The 18,898-nt window shown below is 65.6% G+C and carries 13 protein-coding genes; 6 read left to right on the top strand and 7 right to left on the bottom strand.

All coding sequences use genetic code 11. From position 1 onward, the window contains the following. Positions 1 to 113: 113 nt before the first annotated feature. From glgB to OKW41_RS04370, 4 genes are all read right to left on the bottom strand, one after another. A complete protein-coding gene (gene glgB, locus OKW41_RS04355; RefSeq protein WP_429444950.1) occupies positions 114 to 2,324 on the bottom strand; it encodes a 1,4-alpha-glucan branching protein GlgB in 2,211 nt (736 codons plus the stop codon). After that, positions 2,317 to 5,784 (bottom strand): maltose alpha-D-glucosyltransferase, encoded by a 3,468-nt coding sequence (gene treS, locus OKW41_RS04360; protein ID WP_429571691.1) that lies wholly within the window; start codon positions 5,782 to 5,784, stop codon positions 2,317 to 2,319. Before treS ends, glgB begins: the two co-directional genes overlap by 8 nt. Continuing rightward, complete coding sequence (locus OKW41_RS04365; protein ID WP_429571692.1) at positions 5,781 to 9,233, bottom strand: maltotransferase domain-containing protein; 3,453 nt, start codon at positions 9,231 to 9,233, stop codon at positions 5,781 to 5,783. The genes treS and OKW41_RS04365 overlap by 4 nt, the downstream gene beginning before the upstream one ends. A gap of 531 nt (positions 9,234 to 9,764) precedes the next feature. Next, positions 9,765 to 10,427 (bottom strand): DUF1345 domain-containing protein, encoded by a 663-nt coding sequence (locus tag OKW41_RS04370; RefSeq protein ID WP_429444956.1) that lies wholly within the window; start codon positions 10,425 to 10,427, stop codon positions 9,765 to 9,767. A gap of 336 nt (positions 10,428 to 10,763) precedes the next feature. Here OKW41_RS04370 and OKW41_RS04375 point away from each other — a divergent pair, with 336 nt between their 5' ends. The 4 genes from OKW41_RS04375 (at position 10,764) to OKW41_RS04390 (ending at position 15,478) form a co-directional block, all read left to right on the top strand. Then, positions 10,764 to 11,390 (top strand): sugar dehydrogenase complex small subunit, encoded by a 627-nt coding sequence (locus tag OKW41_RS04375; RefSeq protein WP_429571693.1) that lies wholly within the window; start codon positions 10,764 to 10,766, stop codon positions 11,388 to 11,390. A 109-nt stretch (positions 11,391 to 11,499) separates the two neighbouring features. Continuing rightward, positions 11,500 to 13,101: a GMC family oxidoreductase gene (locus tag OKW41_RS04380; RefSeq protein ID WP_429571694.1), complete on the top strand. Its 1,602-nt coding sequence runs from the start codon at positions 11,500 to 11,502 to the stop codon at positions 13,099 to 13,101. A 20-nt stretch (positions 13,102 to 13,121) separates the two neighbouring features. Then, on the top strand, positions 13,122 to 14,552 hold the full coding sequence (locus tag OKW41_RS04385; protein WP_429571695.1) for a cytochrome c: 1,431 nt from the start codon (positions 13,122 to 13,124) through the stop codon (positions 14,550 to 14,552). 188 nt (positions 14,553 to 14,740) lie between these two features. After that, the gene (locus OKW41_RS04390) at positions 14,741 to 15,478 is read left to right on the top strand and encodes a metallophosphoesterase (protein WP_429571696.1); all 738 of its coding nucleotides are present in this window, start codon (positions 14,741 to 14,743) and stop codon (positions 15,476 to 15,478) included. Between the two features lie 37 nt (positions 15,479 to 15,515). Here OKW41_RS04390 and OKW41_RS04395 read toward each other — a convergent pair whose 3' ends face one another. Further along, positions 15,516 to 16,217: an RES family NAD+ phosphorylase gene (locus OKW41_RS04395; protein WP_429571697.1), complete on the bottom strand. Its 702-nt coding sequence runs from the start codon at positions 16,215 to 16,217 to the stop codon at positions 15,516 to 15,518. Next, positions 16,214 to 16,576, bottom strand: coding sequence for an MbcA/ParS/Xre antitoxin family protein (locus tag OKW41_RS04400; protein WP_018424156.1), 363 nt, complete (start codon positions 16,574 to 16,576; stop codon positions 16,214 to 16,216). Before OKW41_RS04400 ends, OKW41_RS04395 begins: the two co-directional genes overlap by 4 nt. Before the next feature lie 187 nt (positions 16,577 to 16,763). On the opposite strand from OKW41_RS04400, the gene OKW41_RS04405 reads away from it, so the two are divergent. Continuing rightward, complete coding sequence (locus tag OKW41_RS04405; RefSeq protein WP_429571698.1) at positions 16,764 to 17,438, top strand: hypothetical protein; 675 nt, start codon at positions 16,764 to 16,766, stop codon at positions 17,436 to 17,438. A 44-nt stretch (positions 17,439 to 17,482) separates the two neighbouring features. On the opposite strand, the gene OKW41_RS04410 is transcribed toward OKW41_RS04405, so the two are convergent. Further along, positions 17,483 to 18,334 (bottom strand): LysR family transcriptional regulator, encoded by an 852-nt coding sequence (locus OKW41_RS04410; protein ID WP_429571699.1) that lies wholly within the window; start codon positions 18,332 to 18,334, stop codon positions 17,483 to 17,485. A 99-nt stretch (positions 18,335 to 18,433) separates the two neighbouring features. Between OKW41_RS04410 and OKW41_RS04415 the strand changes: the two genes are divergently transcribed. Continuing rightward, positions 18,434 to 18,826 carry a tautomerase family protein gene (locus OKW41_RS04415; RefSeq protein WP_429444970.1) on the top strand — a complete coding sequence of 131 codons (393 nt, stop codon included), beginning with the start codon at positions 18,434 to 18,436 and terminating at the stop codon, positions 18,824 to 18,826. Positions 18,827 to 18,898: the final 72 nt, after the last annotated feature.

Below are 18,898 nucleotides of genomic sequence, written 5' to 3' on the forward strand. Positions count from 1 at the left end.
TTTCCCTTTCCTGTTCTGATTGTCGAGCTGGAGCTCGGGTCTGCCTGGGTCTTCATGCAACGGGCGCGCGGCGGCTGCCTGTGCGCCGCGCGCCCGGGTTGCGGCACGTTTCCTCAGTCCGCGCGCAATACGATCGTCGCGAGCGGGGGCAAGGTCAGCGCGGCGGAGTGTGGCCTGCCGTGGCTCGATACATGGTCGGAATGAATCAGCCCGCCGTTGCCCATGTTCGAGCCGCCGTACACGCCTGCATCGGTATTCAGCACTTCCACCCAGCGTCCGCCGCGCGGCATGCCGAGCCGATAGCCGAGCCGCGGCACCGGCGTCATGTTGCACACCACGACGAACTCCTGGCCCGCGCCGTCGGTGCGCCGATAGGCGAACACGCTGTTGCCGCTGTCGTCGCCGATCAACCATTCGAAGCCGCCCGGTTCGCTGTCGAGCAGATGCAGCGCGGGCTCGTTGCGATACAGATGGTTCAGGTCGCGCACCAGTAATTGCACGCCGTGGTGGTTCGAATCGTCGAGAAGATGCCAATGCGGCGAGCCGTCATGGTCGAACTCCGCCATCTGGCCGAATTCGCCGCCCATGAACAGCAGCTTCTTGCCCGGGTGCGTCCACATGAAACCGAAGTACGCGCGCAGATTAGCGAAACGCTGCCAGCGGTCGCCGGGCATCTTGCCGAGCAGCGAGCCCTTGCCGTGCACCACCTCGTCGTGCGAAAGCGGCAGCACGAAGTGCTCGGAATATGCGTACACCATGCCGAACGTCATGTTGTGGTGGTGATACTGGCGATACATCGGGTCTTCGTGCATGTAGTGCAGGGTGTCGTGCATCCAGCCCATGTTCCACTTGAAGTCGAAGCCGAGGCCGCCGTCCGCGAGGCGCGCGGTCACGCCCGGCCATGCGGTCGATTCCTCGGCGACCGTGATCGCGCCGGGGGCGCCCGGCACATAGCGGACCTCGTGATTCAACCGCTTCAGGAACGCGATCGATTCGAGATTCTCGCGGCCGCCATAGATGTTCGGCACCCACTCGCCGGCCGCGCGGGAGTAGTCGCGATACAGCATCGACGCGACCGCATCGACGCGCAGGCCGTCGATGTGATAGCGCTTCAACCACGCGAGCCCCGACGCGATCAGGAACGCGCTGACCTCGTTGCGGCCGAGGTTGTAGATCATCGTGTTCCAGTCCTGGTGATAGCCTTCGCGCGGATCGGCATGCTCATAGAGAGGCGTGCCGTCGAAATCGATCAGGCCATGCGCGTCGTTCGGGAAATGCGCGGGCACCCAGTCGAGAATCACGCCGAGCCCTGCTTCGTGCGCGCGATCGACGAAACGCGCGAACTGCTCGGGCTTGCCGAAGCGCGCGGACGGCGCGAACTGCCCGAGCGGCTGATAGCCCCACGAACCGCCGAACGGATGCTCGGCGATCGGCAGAAATTCGATGTGCGTGAAGCCCATGCTCTTCGCATAGGGGATCAGCCGCTCGGCGAGTTCTTCCCAGACGAGACCACGCTGGCCTTCCTCGGCGACGCGCAGCCACGACTCCGCGTGCACTTCGTAGATCGTGATCGGCGTGCGCGCGGTCTGCTTGTCGGCGCGCGACTGGATCCACTCGTGATCGCTCCACGGAAACTGCTCGATCTCGTCGACGTGTGCGACGATCGATGCGGTGCCCGGCGGCTTTTCCGTCTGCATCGCGCACGGGTCGGCCTTCAGCGGCAGCGGATGGCCGTCGCGCGACAGCAGCTCGTACTTGTAGCGCGTGCCGGCGCCGACGCGCGGCACGAACAGCTCCCACACGCCCGCCTGGTGACGCAGCCGCATCGGATGGCGGCGGCCGTCCCACGCATTGAAGTCGCCGACCACCGACACGCGCCGCGCATTCGGCGCCCACACCGCAAAGCGCACGCCCGGCACACCGTCGACGTCGACCGGCCGCGCGCCCAGACATTCGAGCACCGCGTACGGATCGCCGCGCGCGAGACGTTCGAGCGGCTCGTCGCCGAGCACCGGAGCAAACGAATAGGTATCCTCCACTTCCTGCACCACACCATGCCAGTCGATGCGCAAGCGATACGGCATCGCCGACGTGATGCGGCCCGCGAACAGGCCAGGGCGCAGTTGTTCGAGTTCGCCGAGCGTCGCGCCATCAGCGCGCGAAATCACGGTGACGTGCGCGGCGTTCGGCAGCAGCGCGCGCACGATCGGCCCCGCGTCCGTCTGATGCAGCCCGAGCTGCGAAAACGGATCGGGGTGACGCGCTTCGACGAGCGCGTCGATATCGACGGGTTGAAGGCCTGCGGCCGGATCATGCTCACTCATAGTCGCCCTCGGCCGGGTTAGGCGGCGTGGCCGCGCCAGGCGCCTGGGTTGATGGATCGTGGTGCGGCGGCGTGCCGGTGTCGCCGAGCAGACGGCTCGTGAGCGCCGCGAGGCCGCGCACCGGTAAGCCGAGCCACGTCGGCCGGTTGGCCGCCTCATAGCGGATCTCGTAAGCGGCTTTCTCGATCAGGAACAGATCGAGCAGCGCCTCTTCGGATTCGGGCGCGACGAGCGGCGCCGGCGACTGCGCGGCGGCCGCGCGGTATTCGGCGAGGAACGCGCTGGTCGCGTGCGCGCGGAAGCGTTCGAACAGCGCGCGCTTGCGATCGGCGGTCTGTTGCGGCGCGCTTTCGGTGGTCGATTGCGCGGCTGCGCTCGCATACGACAGCGAGCGCATCAGACCGGCCACGTCGCGCAACGGGCTCGATTTCTGGCGACGCTCGTCGAGCGAACGCGCGGGCTCGCCTTCGAAATCGATCAGATACGCGTCGCCGTGCGCGACCAGTACCTGGCCGAGATGGAAGTCGCCATGGATGCGGATGCGCAACGCGCCCGCGTCGCCCGGCACGAGATTGTCGACGGCCTCGACGAGCGCGGCGCGGCGATCGATCAGACTTTGCGCGAGCCCCTTCGTGTCCGCGTCGCTCATGTCCGCGATGCGCGGCGCGAGCAGATCGAGCGCTGCCGCTAGCATGGTCTGCGTCGCGTCGACCCACGCCTTCACCTGGTCGGCGTTGGCCGGTTCCGGCGCGAACGCGGGGTCGTCGCTCGGCGTGGCGAGCGCGACGTGCAACTCACCGAGCCTGCGGCCGATGATGCCCGCGAGTTCGCCGTAACCGTCCAGCAGAATCGACTCGTTCGTGCGATCGGATACGGTCTGCGTTTCGGTGTCGATCGCGATCGCGAGTTCGTCGACCGAGCGGCGCACATAGTCGAGCGACCAGTTCCACGCATCGCCCTGATTGTCGATGAAGCCCTGCAGGATCGCCAGCGTATGCGGCACGCCCTCGGGATCGACGCGCACCACTTCGCCATACAGCGGCGCGGTGTTCGCATAGCCGAGCTGCGTCAGATAGCGGCTGATTTCCACTTCCGGATGGATGCCGCTGACGAGCCGCCGCACCAGCTTCAGCACCACGGCATCGGCGACGATCAGCGAGCTGTTGCTCTGTTCGGCCGCGAGCCAGCGAATCTCGGGCCGCTCGCCGAGACCGTCGAGTTCGGCGAAGCGCTCAGTCGGCAGGAACTTGATCTCGCTCTTCTGCACGGTCGGCACGACCGCGCGCTCGCGCATCTTGCGCAGCACGTTGTGCGCGAAGATCGGCAGCGAGAACGCGTCGGTCAGATGGCCGACGTTGCGGCCCCGCCGCACGCGTGCAAGCGCCAGTTGCAGAAACAGCGGCGTGGTGGTTTCGCCGCCCCATGTGATCGCGATCGGCACAACGTAGCGCTCGGTGTGGTCGCCGACGTCCGCTTCGATTTCAGTGAAGGCAAAGCCGCCGTTCGGAATCGTGGTCAGTGCGGCCAGCCGCACCGCATGCATCTTCTGATCCTTCGACGCGAACCAGCGGCGCCGGCTCAGCCACGACGGCAGCACCTCGGATTCCAGCAGCCGCACGTTTTCGGGTGTCGGCCCGGATTGTCCTTCGCGGATCACGATCGTGACGAACTCGGGCAGCGGCTCGGAATGCGCCTGCGCCCATGTCGGACGCCCGCCGCCTTCGCACAGCATGAACCACAGGAAGCCGTAGGGCGGGAACGTCAGCAGATAGGTCAGCTGACCGATCGCGGGGAACACCGAATCGGCGGTCATCTCGATCGGCACGAAGCCGTTGAATTCTGACAGCTCGAGCTCGACCGCCTGCGGCGCGCGCGACAGATTCGCGACGCACAGGATCGGCGCCTCGCCGGGCATCTCGCGCAGATACGCGAGAATTTTGCGGTTTTCCGGCTTCAAAAAACGGATCGTGCCGCGTCCGAAGGTCTGCTTCGCGCGCCGCGTCGCAAGCATGCGGCGGGTCCAGTTCAGCAGCGAATGCGGGTCGCGGCTCTGCGCTTCGACGTTGACCGCGTCGAAGCCGTACAGCGTACCCATCACGGGCGGCAGCACCAGTTGCTCAGGGTCGGCGCGCGAGAAGCCACCGTTGCGATCCGACGACCACTGCATCGGGGTGCGCACGCCGTCGCGGTCGCCGAGGTGGATGTTGTCGCCCATGCCGAGTTCGTCGCCGTAGTAGATGACCGGCGTGCCGGGCATCGACAGCAGCAGCGAGTTGATCAGCTCGATGCGGCGGCGGTCGCGCTCCATCAGCGGCGCGAGACGGCGGCGAATGCCGAGATTCAAACGTGCGCGGCGATCGCTCGCATAGGTGTTCCACAAATAGTCACGCTCGGAATCGGTGACCATTTCGAGCGTCAGCTCGTCGTGATTGCGCAGGAAGATCGCCCACTGGTTCGATTCGGGGAGTTCCGGTGTCTGCTTCATGATGTCGGTGATCGGGAAGCGGTCTTCACTCGCGATCGACATGTAGATGCGCGGCATCAGCGGGAAGTGGAACGCCATATGGCATTCGTCTTCGTTGCCGAAATACTCCTTCACGTCTTCGGGCCACTGGTTCGCCTCGGCGAGCAGCATCCGGTTCGGGTACTCGGCGTCGATGGTCGCGCGAATCCGCTTCAGGATCTCGTGCGTCTCAGGCAGGTTCTCGTTGTTGGTGCCTTCACGTTCGACGAGGTATGGCACCGCATCGAGCCGCAGCCCGTCGATGCCCATGTCGAGCCAGAAACGCATCACCTGCAGCACCTCTTTCATCACCGCCGGATTGTCGAAGTTCAGATCGGGCTGGTGCGAGTAGAAGCGGTGCCAGTAGTACGCGCCCGCAACCGGATCGTGCGTCCAGTTCGACGGCTCCGAGTCGATGAAGATGATGCGAGTCTCCGGGTACTTCTGATCGGTATCGGACCACACGTAGTAGTTGCGATAGTTCGAGCCGGGCTTCGCGCGCCGCGCGCGCTGGAACCACGGGTGCTGATCCGACGTGTGGTTGATGACGAGCTCGGTGATCACGCGGATGCCGCGCGCGTGCGCTTCCTGGATGAAGCGCCGCACGTCCGCGAGCTGACCATAGTCGGGATGTACGTTGCGGTAGTCGGCGATGTCGTAGCCGTCGTCCCGGCGTGGCGACGGATAGAACGGCAGCAGCCAGATCGCGTTGACGCCGAGCTCGGCGATGTAGTCGAGCTTGGCCATCAGACCGGGGAAATCGCCGACGCCGTCGTTGTTCCCATCGAAGAACGACTTGATGTGCACCTGATAGATGATCGCGTCCTTGTACCACAGCGGATCGTCGCTGAGGGCCGCGGGTTTGCCGCGGCGGCGCGTGCGTACCTTCGCCGCGGTGCCGACGGCCACGGCCGTTTGCGCCTCGTGCGCGGTTTGGGCTGGATCGTCGCGCTTCATGTTCCACCTTCCATCCAGGTTGGGTTGACAGCGTCTGCGTGAGGAGCGCTGTCGGGATCGTGGCCGCTGTCCTCGGGGCGATCGGCGGGCAGGCCGCCTAGCGGCGCGATGCGCCAGATCGAGAAGGGTTGGCCCGAGCCGAGCCGCACGTGTTGCCAGCGTCCGTGCCATTCGAAGCGTGCGCCGGTCATCTGGTCGATCACTTCGAGTGTGGCGTGATCGTGTAGATGCCAGCGCTGGAACGTGTCCCACGACAACTCGATGTCCGCGCCCTGTTCGTTGAACGGATCGAGATTGATCGCGACGACGATCACGTTGTCGCGCGATTCGGTCGCTTTCTCGAAGCACAGGATGTGGTCGTTGTGCGCGGCGAGGAACGTGAGACCGAGATGCGTTTGCAGCGCCGGATTCGCGCGACGGATGCGGTTCAGTGCGGTGATCTCGCCGACGATATTACCGGGCCGGTGCCAGTCCCACGCCCGCAACTGATACTTTTCGGAGTCCACATACTCTTCGCTGTTCGGCAGCGCGCTGGCCTCGCACAGTTCGAAGCCGCTATACACGCCCCACAGGCCGGCCAGTGTCGCGGCCAGCGCCGCGCGGATCAGAAAGCCCGTGCGTCCCTGCGATTGCAGATGGCGCGGGTTGATGTCCGGCGTATTGACGAAGAAGTTCGGCCGATAGAAATCGCGCGCGCCGGTCTGCGTGAGTTCGCCCATGTACTCGGTGAAGTCGCGCTTCGACTCGCGCCACGTGAAGTACGTGTACGACTGCGAGAAGCCGATCTTGCCGAGCCGGTTCATCATGCGCGGCCGCGTGAAGGCTTCGGCGAGAAAGATCGTGTCGGGGTGGCGCGCACGCACGTCGGCGATCATCCATTCCCAGAACGGCAGCGGCTTGGTGTGCGGATTGTCTACGCGGAAGATGCGCACGCCCGCGTCGACCCAGAACAGGATCACGTCGCGCAACGCGAGCCACAGGTCGGGCTTGGCGTCGTGCGCGTAGAAGTCCGGGTTGACGATGTCCTGATACTTCTTTGGCGGATTTTCGGCGTAGCGCAGCGTGCCGTCGGGGCGCCACGCGAACCACGTCGGATGCTCCTTCAGCCACGGGTGATCGGGCGAGCACTGGATCGCGAAGTCGAGCGCGATCTCGAGGCCATGCGCATGTGCGGCGGCGAGCATCGCCTTGAAATCGTCGAGCGTGCCGAGTTGCGGATGCACGGCGGTGTGACCGCCCTCGGCGGCGCCGATCGCATAGGGACTGCCCACATCGCCCGGCTGCGTGGTCAGCGTGTTGTTGCGGCCCTTGCGGTTCGCGAGGCCGATCGGGTGGATCGGCGGGAAGTACAGCACGTCGAAGCCCATGTCGCGGATGCGCGGCAGCTTCGCGGTCACGTCCGCGAGCGTGCCGTGGCGCGACTCGTCGTCGCTCATCGAGCGCGGGAAGATCTCGTACCAGCTCGCGAAATAGGCGGCCGTGCGTTCCGCGTCGATCTTGTAGATCACGGGGTCGCGGCTCAGAAACGGGCGATGGCGCGCAGCGGTTATTGCCTTCGCTGTGGCGGGCGCGAGAATCACTTCGAGTTTCTGTTCGGCGTCGGCCTTCTGGAAGTCGCGCACGATGTGTTCGAGCGGCACCTTGTCGGCGCCTTCGGTCGTCTCGACTTCGGCGAGCACGAGCGCGAACAGATGCGCGGCTTCGTCGAGTTCTAGCTCGACGGTCTGGTTCGCCTTCTGCTTCTTCTGGATGTGCTCGACGAGCGACGCGAAGTCGTCGCGCCACGCGATCACGGTGAACTCGTAGCGGCCGATCCGCTCGAGCGGAATGCGCGCGCTCCACAAGTCGAGCCCGGCCGGCGGCGCGGGCGACATCAGTTCTTCGTGCCACGCGGTTTCGTCGGCCGCGCGCCACAGCACGGCAGCCGCGATCTTGTCGTGACCTTCGGCGAAGATCGCCGCGCGAATTTCCGCGCGCTCGCCGACGCTGCGCTTGGCCGCGAAGCGACCGTTCTCCACCGACGGCGACACGCTCTCGATTGCGACGCGCGGCGCTTCGATCGCGTCGAGCACAGTCTTGCGGCCGCTGCGCTTGCTGTTCGCCTTGTCGATCGGCGGCGCGAGGTAGATCGGCTTTTCCTTGAACGCGCGCAGCAGCCGCACCGCACCGGGCGCGAGCGCGAACGGCGCGAGTGCCGCGGGTTCGGTTCGGCCGCGCGCATCGAGCGGCGCGAAGCGCGTAAAGCTGCCCGGCACGCCCGCGAGGAAGCGCGCGGGATCGACACGCACTGGCGCGCCGAGTTCGGGATTCACGAAGATCAGGACTGCTTCGCTGGCGTCGCGCAAATCGGCTGCGTCGCCGCGCAGCAGAACTGCGGCCGATGCGCCGGGGCCGCTCAATGGGCGCAATTCACCGTTCGCGTGCAGCGTCGGCGTGTTGCGCGCGAAGTCGTTGGCCTGGGTGACGGCGGCGCTCAGATCGAAGCGGCGCGACTGCGCGGCGCGGGCGAACTGCGCGGCGTCGCCGCGCGTTTGCGACATCGGTTCGGCGATGCCGTATTCGAAGCCCATTGGCATCATCCAGCCGCTGCCCAATGCAACCGACGTGAACAGCGCGCGTCGATACGCCCGCTCGACGATCGCCGCATCATGCACGTCGCTCAGCTCGGCGGCGAGGCGCGTACCGTACGGCGCTTCGGGAAAGGCGATCGGCGCACCAACGCGCGCGAGCGCCGCATGCTCCTCGGCCATCCAGCTCGAACGGAAATCCCACCAGCGCACCGACGAAAACGCGCTGTCGAAGCCGGCTGCTTCGAGACCGGGCAGATCGCCGCGCGACAGGCCCGGCGTTGCCGCAAGAAAGCGCACGCGCGGATGCTTCGCGCGCACTTCATCGCCGAGGTGCCGCCATACGGCAGCCGGCACGCGATGCGGCGAATCGAAACGGAAGCCGCCGACACCCGCCTCGGCGAGCGCGAGCAGTTGCTGGGTCCACCAGACGCTCAGCGAGGCACTCGTCGCGGGGTCGTCGAAATTCGCGTAGGCAACGTTGTCTTCGCGATGCACGTGGCGCGGATCGAGCCGTGCGAGCTCGGACTCACGCGCGTGAAACCAGTCCGAATGCTCGCTGTACAGCACGCCGTCGGCGGCCATGCGGTCGATCACGAGATCGACCAGCAGTGTCAGGTTGTTGCGGCGCGCGGCATCAGCGAGCATGCGTACGGCGTCGTGCACCGAATGCTGCGCCTCGAACACCGGATGCAGCCGAGCGTGATTGCCGACCACCTGGCCATGGCCGGCCTGGCCGGGCTCGAACAGCCCGCCGATCAACGCATGATCGAAGCCTAGCCCGGCCGCATGAGCGAACTGCGCGGGCCAGGCATCGAGGGGCCCGACGAGAAGAGAATGAAAAAAGTAAATCCGCGGCGCGTACCCGTTTGGAGATTCCATCGGTCGTTTCCAGAGTTGTCCTGCTGCGGTGTGGATGCACTTGGCATGCGATCACAGCGCTCATTGGGCTTCCCGAGCCGGATGCCGCGCGATGCGTCAGCGGGGGCACGTACTGGTCAATGTAGTGCAAAGATCGTCGCGCCGCTGGCCAGTCGCGGGTGCTTTGACGCCAGACGCCGGTCTCGCGGGACTGGTCGTCACTCGTCGCGGAAAGCAGCAAACCGTGTGCCAACGCGCGGGCAGCCGGGCACCGCGCTAGCGCGGAAACGGGGAGGTTACGGTGAGATGGCGGGTGCCGAAGGTGCGCGCGCGCACGGAGCGCGCGCAAAAATGCGGGCATTGTTACGCACGCCGCGGGTGGCCGGCATGTAAAACGGGATGGTGTGGGGCCGGTTTTACACGGGCGGCCCCGCGTTGCACGGAATGCGGTTCAAGCGGACGCGTGAAGCCCGGGTGCCGCTCACGTGGCAGCCATGTGGCACGCGCGTGGCATTCGCATGAAATTCATCCGAACGCTGCGCAGCGGCCGTGTCACGAACCCAGCAGCCCCGCCGCGATGTTCACGCACAGGCCGAGCACCGCGACGTTGAAGTAGAACGACAGGACCGATTGGGCGAGCGTCGCGCGGCGAATTTCGCGTGAGCGCAACACGACATCGGAAGTCTGCGACGCGACCGCGATCGTGAACGAGTAGTACAGGAAGTCCCAGTAGTTCGGCAGCAAATGATGATCGGGAAACTTCAACGCGGTCTCTTGCGCGTCCGTGTCGTAGTAGAGGCGCGCGTAGTGCTGCGTGAAGATCGTCGGAATCAGAAACCATGCGCCGATCAGCGTCAGACCGGTCAGCAGGTAGTGCCAGACGGTCGTTGCGCCGCCCGCGCCCTTGGCCGACGCGAGTTCGAGCACGATCGCGGCGACGCTCGCGATCGTCGCGACGCAGATGACGACCAGCACGACGCCCGCGTTTTCGTCGTCGCGCATCGCGTATTCGCGCACGCGGTGCTCGTCGGCAAGAGCCATATGCACCCAGATCATCAGCAGGTAGCTCCAGATGGCCGCGTCCCAGCCGATCAGTGTGCGGGCGATCGGACTCGTATGACCGGGCACGAGGAACGCGACGACGATCCCGATCACGAGGCCGATCACCGTGCGGGGCCGATTGCGAAGAAGCTGCGGATAGTAGTTGATGGACATGGACTCGATGAACGACGAAGTGTAGGGCAGTCGGTGTCGCGGATTCTACGCGTGCAACGCGGACCGATTGTCGAATGGTGGGTCACAGGCTATAGTCTTTCGCAGCGGCCTTGCGCGCCGCTTTCAGTTGAAAGGCGATTGGCAGAAAACGGCAGCAATCGTTGCGATCATGCATGCAACTCCACACATGCGGCGCGCGTGAATCACGCGCACAGATACGAGACCGCTGAAGCGGCGTAAGACCAGGTTTGGGGAAGAGCAAACGAAGCGGCAGGCGAACGGCATCATACCCTCGCCGCGCTGTTCGTCGAGAACGACTCATCATCTGGAGCCCCCATGACAGATGTTCCTGAGGATAACGATGCGCATCCCCACGTGACGCATCGGCAAGGAGCGAAGTCTTATCGCAATGCCACACGTTTCACCGGCTTGCCGCCGTCGTTTTCCGCTTCGCGCAGGGCCTGGGTGCTCGGCTCGTGCGCGACGGCCGCGGCGCTCGGGTTCGCCGGCGCGAGCCGTTCGCTGTCGTGGATCGCGCCCGCCTTCGCCGATACGCGGCCAGCCGGGGGCGGACTCGATGCCTTCCTCGCGCTTTCGCAACACCTCACCGGTCGTAGCAGTTTCGATACCGTGCTTGGCCAACGTGTCTACGATGCGCTGTCGCGTGCCGATAACCAGTTCGCGCCGAACGTCGCGGCGCTCAACACGTGGCTGCAAGGCCACGGCGGCGTGCCGTCCGATACGGTCACGCAGGCGCTGCAGACCGACCAGCCCGCGCTCGCGAAAACGGTCGGCGCGATCATGCGCGCGTGGTATCTGGGCCTCGTCGGCGACATGCCGCACGTCCAGGTGATCGCGTATGAAAAGGCGCTGATGTTCGAGCCCGTGCAAGACGTGCTCACGATTCCCTCCTATTGCCGCGACGTGCCGTTCTACTGGACGCAGAAGCCGACGCCCGCGTAAGCCGCGCGAGCCCGCGAGCGGGCCACGCCAGCAGCGCAACCAGCACGCCGGACCCGCAAGCGTCGCACGAACAAAGCCCGCAACTGGCAGGGCATCGAAGAGAGAAACGATGGCAAACACACAATCCGCCGATATCGTCGTGGTCGGCTCCGGCGTCGCCGGCAGTCTGGTTGCGCATCAGCTGGCGCTGGCGGGCGCGTCGGTGATCCTGCTCGAAGCGGGGCCGCGCATTCCGCGCTGGCAGATCGTCGAGAACTTCCGCAACTCGCCGGCCAAGTCCGACTTCGCGACGCCGTATCCGTCGACGCCTTACGCGCCGCATCCCGAGTACGCGCCCGCGAACAACTACCTGATCCAGAAGGGCGATTATCCGTACAACTCACAATACGTGCGGCTGGTCGGCGGCACGACCTGGCACTGGGCGGCCGCCGCGTGGCGGCTGCTGCCGTCGGACTTCCAGTTGCGCAAGCTGTATGGCGTCGGGCGCGACTGGCCGTATCCGTACGAAACGCTCGAGCCGTGGTACGTGGCCGCCGAAGTGCAGCTCGGCGTGTCCGGTCCCGATAGTTCGATCGATCTCGGTTCGCCGCGCTCGAAGCCCTATCCGATGCAGCAGCTGCCACTGTCGTACATGGATCGGCGGTTCAGCGACGTGCTCAACGCGCAGGGCTTCAAGGTCGTGCCCGAACCGGTCGCGCGCAACAGCCGTCCGTACGATGCGCGGCCCACCTGCTGCGGCAACAACAACTGCATGCCGATCTGCCCGATCGCCGCGATGTACAACGGCGTGATTCACGCGGAGAAGGCCGAGCAGGCCGGCGCGAAACTGATTCCCGAAGCGGTCGTGTATCGCATCGAAGCGGACGACAAAGGGCTCATCACCGCGGTCCACTACAAGGACCCGAACGGCAACAGCACACGCGTCACCGGCAAGCTGTTCGTGCTCGCGGCGAACGGCATCGAAACGCCGAAGCTGATGTTGATGTCGACCTCCGACAAATTCCCGCACGGCGTCGGCAACAGCTCCGATCAGGTGGGCCGCAACCTGATGGACCATCCCGGCACCGGTGTCACGTTTCTCGCCAACGAACCGCTGTGGCCCGGCCGTGGCCCGATGGAGATGACCTCGATCGTCAACTTCCGCGACGGCGCGTTCCGCTCCGATTACTCGTCGAAGAAGCTGCATTTGTCGAACGGCGTGCCGACGATGGGGGTCACCGCCGACCTGCTGAAAAAAGGCCTGACCGGCGCCGAGCTCGACCGGCAGATTCGCGACCGCGCGGCGCGCACGCTGAACATCAACAGCTTTCACGAACATCTGCCGGAGCCGCAGAACCGCATCGTGCCGTCGGCAGATCACAAGGACGCGCTCGGGATTCCTCAGCCCGAGATCTACTACTCGATCAACGACTACGTGAAGAAGAGCGCCGCCAATACGCACGAACTGTATGCGCAGATCGCGACGCTATTCAGCGGCACCGAGGTCTCGTTCGACGACAGCTTCGCGCCCAACAATCACATCATGGGCACGACGATCATGGGCAGCGATGCGGCGAGTTCGGTCGTCGACGCGGACTGCCGCACGCACGATCATTCGAACCTGTTCATCGCGAGTAGCGGCGTGATGCCCACCGCCGCGTCGGTGAACTGCACGCTAACGATCGCTGCGCTGTCGCTGAAACTAGGCGACAAGCTGAAGCGCGAAATCTGAGCGCCGACCGGAGAGCCACAATGACGAAGAACACCTGTCGCGTGCAGCCGGACCCTGCGCTGATGCACGTCAACCAGCGCCGCCGCTTCGGCGGCGCGGCGCTCGCGGCCGCGTTTTCGCTGTTTGCGCTGTCGATAGCGTGGCACGAGTCGCACGGCCCGGACGCAAACTCGACCGACGAAATGCCGATCACCCAGGCGCGCGCCGACGACGCGGCGCAGGCTTCGGTCGGCGGCCCGGCCATGCTCGCAGGCAAGGCCGCGAATGGCGAACTCGTGAAGCGCGGCCAATACCTGACCCGTGCTGCCGATTGCGCGGCCTGCCATACGGCGGACAAGTCGCGCCCATTCGCGGGCGGCCTGCCGATCAGCACACCGTTCGGCACGATCGTGACGCCGAACATCACGCCCGATCCCGACACCGGCATCGGCCAGTGGAGCGACGCCGATTTCATGCGCGCGATGCACGAAGGCATCGGCAAAGGCGGCGAGCGGCTCTATCCGGCGTTCCCGTACACCGCCTACACACGCGTAACCGAACAGGACGTGCTCGCGATTCGCGCGTATCTGAACACGCTCGCGCCGATTCACTACACGCCGCCCTCGAACAGCCTCAAGTTCCCGTTCAATCAGCGCTGGCTAATGGTGTTCTGGAACATGTTCAACTTCACCGAGGGGCGCTTCGTGCCGGACCCGAAACAGAGCCCCGAATGGAACCGAGGCGCGTATCTGGTCGAAGGGCTCGCGCATTGCGAGGAATGCCATACACCGCGCAATTTCATGCAGGGGCTGAAGTCGAGCGCGCGTTTCTCCGGTGCGGTGCAGGCCGGCTGGCATGCGTTCAATATCACGCCGGACAAGCTGAGCGGAGTCGGCGACTGGCGCGACGACGAACTCACGGCGTATCTGTCGACCGGCGCGGCGCCGAGCCGCGCAAACGCGGCCGGCCCGATGGGCGAAGTGGTCGCGAACAGCACGCAGTACCTGACGCCGGTGGATCTGCGCTCGATCGTCGTGTTCTTGCGCTCGGTGCCGGCCGTGAGCGGCGGCGACGCGCGTCCCCGTCATCAATGGGGCAAGCCGGCCAGCGATGTCACCGCCATGCGCGGCACCGCGATCACCGGCGTGAACGGCGCGCAGCTGTTCGTCGCCAATTGCGCGACCTGTCATAGCTGGACCGGGCAGGGCGTGGGCGCGAGCGCGCCGGGCGCGTATCCGTCGCTGATCCACAACTCGACGGTCGGCGCGAACGACGCGAACAATCTCACGTTGGTCATTCTGCACGGCGTGAATCGCACGACCGCGCACGCGGACGTGCTGATGCCCGGGTTCGGCAGCCATCTCGACGACCAGCAGATCGCGGCGATCACCAACTACGTGACGAAACAGTTCGGCAATCCGCAGGCGACGATCGCGGCCGACCAGGTGGCGAAGTTGCGCACGCTGCAATAGCGCGCGGGACGACTCGGGCGCGCGCCAGGAGTGACTCGCGCAAACGTGCATTTCCGGTAACACATACCGCAAATGTGCCGTTTCAGCGTCATTTTTGCGTCGTTCGATGTCTTTCTTGCTCGATGAAGCGTGCGGATACGATAGGCACCCCGCATACGCACCCGCGTCGGCCGCATTATCATGGTGGGATGGATTCCACCCCCGCCAACTTCGTTCAGCATCACGACGCCAACGAGGCCGGCCGCGATTTCGTGGTCGGCGACCTGCACGGCTGCGTCGACGCTTTGCGCTACCTGCTGCGTCAGATCGCGTTCGATCCGACGTGCGACCGGCTGTTTTCGGTCGGCGATCTGGTCGATCGGGGCGAGCACTCGGAGCAGGCGCTCGCGCTGCTCGCGAAGCCGTGGTTCCATGCGGTGCTCGGCAATCACGAGGACGCGCTGTGCGCGGTCGCCGACGGCCGCTTGCGGCGGCAGTGGTGGTACGGCATCGGCGGCGCGTGGGCGGTCGACGTGCCCGACGAGCGTCTGCGCGATTACGCCGAGCATCTGCGCACGCTGCCGCTCGTGCGCGTGATCGGCAGCGGCAAGGCGCGCTTCAACGTTCTGCACGCCGAATTTTTCGGCTCCGACGCCGAGCTCGACGCGGGCAATTATTCGGCCGAAACGCGCCAGCAATTGCTGTGGGGTCGCGAGCTCGCGCTGGGCAACGGCGATCCGCTGCGGCAGCGCGGGCTGTCGCTGACTTATTGCGGCCATACGCCGGTGCGCGACATCATGCAGATCGGCTCGCAAGTGTTCATCGATACGGGCGCGTTCGGGCCGGACGGCACGTTGACGATCGTGCAGCCGCAGGCGTTGCGTCGTTGGTCGATCTCGGTCGAGGCCGCGCGCGCGGAAGGGGCGGCGGAATTGGCCTTGCCTTGAACGGCTGAAGTCCCCGCGCTGCTTCGCCGCTCTTCTGTCACCCGACCTGATTCAACTCGAACACCATATCGACGTTCGTGCCGTTCCAGTTGTATTCGAGGTATGCCGCGTGATGGCAGTCGCGCAGCAGCATCGTGCGGAATGCCGCGAGGCATTCGCCAGCGCTGTCGCGCACCGACGGATACGCGATGCCCGGCGCGCCCGCCGCGCGTACCGCGCGCCCGAGCGCCTGTCCGGGAAGGTAGTCGTCGGGCGACAGCACGGCGGGATCGAACTCGGGATCGCGACGCAAGTCGACCACGCTGCCTTGTGCGACTACCGTGTAGAGACGCATCTGTTGACGCATAGGCGGCTCGGCGGTCGCCTGGAGAAACCGACCCGTGTGATAGCGTGTTTCCGCGATCGCAGTCGCGCGTGAACGCGCGCAATAGAACACGCCGTAGGTGCCGTCGGAAAAGCGGCTGCCGAGCGGATTCAGATGCGTGAGCGCGGCCATGATCGGCCCGTAGCCGGGCCCGAAACGGCGCTCCTCGCGCGGCACCAGATCGAGTTCGCCGATTTCGGTGCGCAGCCGGTCGTTGGTCATCGCTTCGAGCGCGTACAGCGCGTCGAAATCCTCCGGCGATGCGACCCGATCGAACAGGTTGATGGCCGGAAAGCGCGTCGGAATCACGCGATACGCGGGCGACCAATCGAGCGCTGCGCTGGTCCAGCGGTCCTGCCATTGCGGTTGTGTCACGCCCAGCCGCCTCGCATTGCGTCGAGATACTGGCGCACGGCCACGAGATCGCTGATGTTGCCCGCCAGCATGCGGTCCAGCGCGCGTTTGCCGCCGAACGGCGGCGCGCTGTTGGGACGTTTGACCCAGGTGTCGGCGGCGCTCGGCTGCGGCAGCAGAATCTGCAGCGCCTTGTAGATGCCGAGCAGCAGCGACAATCGCTCCAGCGTGTCGTGGCTGAGGCGCGCGGTCTCGGGCGTCGCCCTCCACTTGAAGAACGTCGAGCGACCCGGCTTGCCGAGCAGCACGATCTGCTCGTCGGCGCTCAGGTCCCAGTCGCGCGCGATGTTGAAGAACGCACGCAGACCGGCCGCGGACATCTGCGTCAGCGTGGGTTCCGAAAGCGATCGTCGCGGCGATGCCTCGGGCGAGGAAATTCGGGCAGCGTGAGCCATTGCGGGTAAGTCCCTATGTGTACTTTTTAAGAATATTAGTCCAAAAGTGGATTTTTGCAAGAGAATATAATCCCGGCTCGTTTTGGCAGCCGTCGATCAGGAGAAGCAGCAGATGCGGGTTCGAGGAGTAGCAGCGGCGCTGGCCGTGTGGTGTGTGTCGGAGGTGGCGTTGGCTGCCGGTTATGCGGAAGTGTGGAATCCGCCGGAGGCGGGCGGGCATATCGCGGGCGGACACGTTACCCAACAGGCGCACGCGCGGAAAAAACCCGAGGCGGTGAAAGTGAAGGCGGGCGCCAAGGGCGGAATCAAGACCAAAGCTGGTGCGCATGCGCGGCAGACGGCGAGCGCCCGGCACGCGGCAACCCATGTCGCGTCGGCTAGCGCGGCCCACGGCGGCAAACTCGCGGCGCATGGGAACGGCGTCAAACGTCTCGTGGCGGGCGGGAACGTGAAAGGCGGTACGAAAGTCGCGGCGTCGGGCCCGAACCGGTCGCACGCCACCGTGACCGCGCCGACCGCGAAGCACGCGCAGCCGCATGTGCAACTGGCGCACGCGAAGCCGGCTCAGGGCAAGGTCGTGCACGCCGATTTCGCGGCGGCTCACACCGCGCGTCCGCATGTGGACAAGGTCGCGGCGAAGCCCGCGATTTCCCGTGCGAATCTGATCAAACCGCCCGTGCGGACTTCGTCGGACGCGTCCGCAAACGTTAGCGACAGCGCGCCGATGGGCTCCGTGGCCAATCCCGCGACCGCCAGCAGCGGTTCGCTGCCGCCGATCATCCACTAAGGCTGCTTCGAGCGGCGCGGCGCGGTGTGGCATCGGTCGTGGCGTCACGCCGTGGCGAGGCCGTTTGCAAGCAGCCGCAGCGTTTCCGCCGAGCGGGCCTCGCGCACGCGCGAATGCAGCGTCACACGCGATTCCGGCAGGGCCGGCAAGCTGAGCCGCGCGCCGACGTCGATCAGACCGCGCGGCGCAACCCGACGCGCGAGCGGCGACACGGCGAGCCCAGCGGCCACAGCCGCGCCCACTGCCGCGACGCCACCACCCACAAACACCTCCTGCCAGGCGATCCCCGCCGCCGTCAGCGTGCGCAACGCGACGTCACGCACGTTGCACGGCGGGCTCAATAGCGCGAGCGCTAGCGGCTCACCGACTCGCGGCAGCCATGTCGGCGTCGCGAGCCAACCGAGCGGTTCGCTGAACAGCGTCTGCGCGTCATCGCGCGGCGGTTCGTCGGCGCCGTAGCGGACGATCGCCGCATCGAGCCGGCGTTCGTCGAACTGCGCGAGCAACGCCGCCGATGTGCCCATATGCAACTCGACCACGAGGCCCGGATCGTGTGCGTTGAGCCGGCCGAGCAGGTGTGGCAGATCGGAGCCCGCAACGTGCTCGCTGAGCCCGAGCACGAGCCGTCGCCGCTCCACCGACAGCGCGCCGAGCGCGCGCTCGTGCGCGTTCAGCAACTCGCGCGCGGCGCCGAGAAACGCGTGGCCGTCGGCGGACAGACGCACGATGCGCGGCGTGCGCTCCAGCAACTGCTTGCCCAGGTGCGCCTCCAGTCGCTTCAGCTTCAGGCTGACGGCCGATTGCGTGGTGTCGAGCGCGTCCGCGGCGCGCGTGAAGCTGCGCAGATCGGCGACCAGCACGAAGGCGCGCACCGCATCGAGATCGAGGACTTTCATTTCGTATGAAAATGGATGAAATAAACAGGGATATCTGTTTATTATGACCGAGCGCGCCTAAGCTGTGTTCAACCCAACACCGCAAACAAGGAGCCCATCATGCCGCTCACCCGGATCTCACTGCGCGCCGGCAAGCCGGCGGATTACCGTCAGGCGCTGACCGCCGGCATCCAGCGCTCGCTGGTGGACACGTTCAACGTGCCGAAGGACGACATGTTCATGCTGATCACCGAGCACACGCCCGACAACATGATCTACGACCGGCAGTACCAGAATATCGAGCGCGGCGACGATCTCGTCGTGATCCAACTGACCGTTAGCAACACGCGCTCGGTCGAGCAGAAGAAGGCGCTGTACCGACGCATCGTCGATGAACTCGGGAAGTCGCCGGGCGTGCGGCCCGAGGATGTGTTCATCAATCTCGTCGAGGTCGAGAAGGAGAACTGGTCGTTTGGGAATGGGATTGCGCAGTACGCAAGCCGTCCCGACTAGCGAAATGCGTCATCAAAGAGCGAACCATCGACCAAATTGCGACATTTCAACAAATATTGAAATATAACGATG

Source organism: Paraburkholderia sp. UCT70 (genome assembly GCF_050434085.1).
Classification (GTDB): Bacteria; Pseudomonadota; Gammaproteobacteria; order Burkholderiales; family Burkholderiaceae; genus Paraburkholderia; species Paraburkholderia tuberum.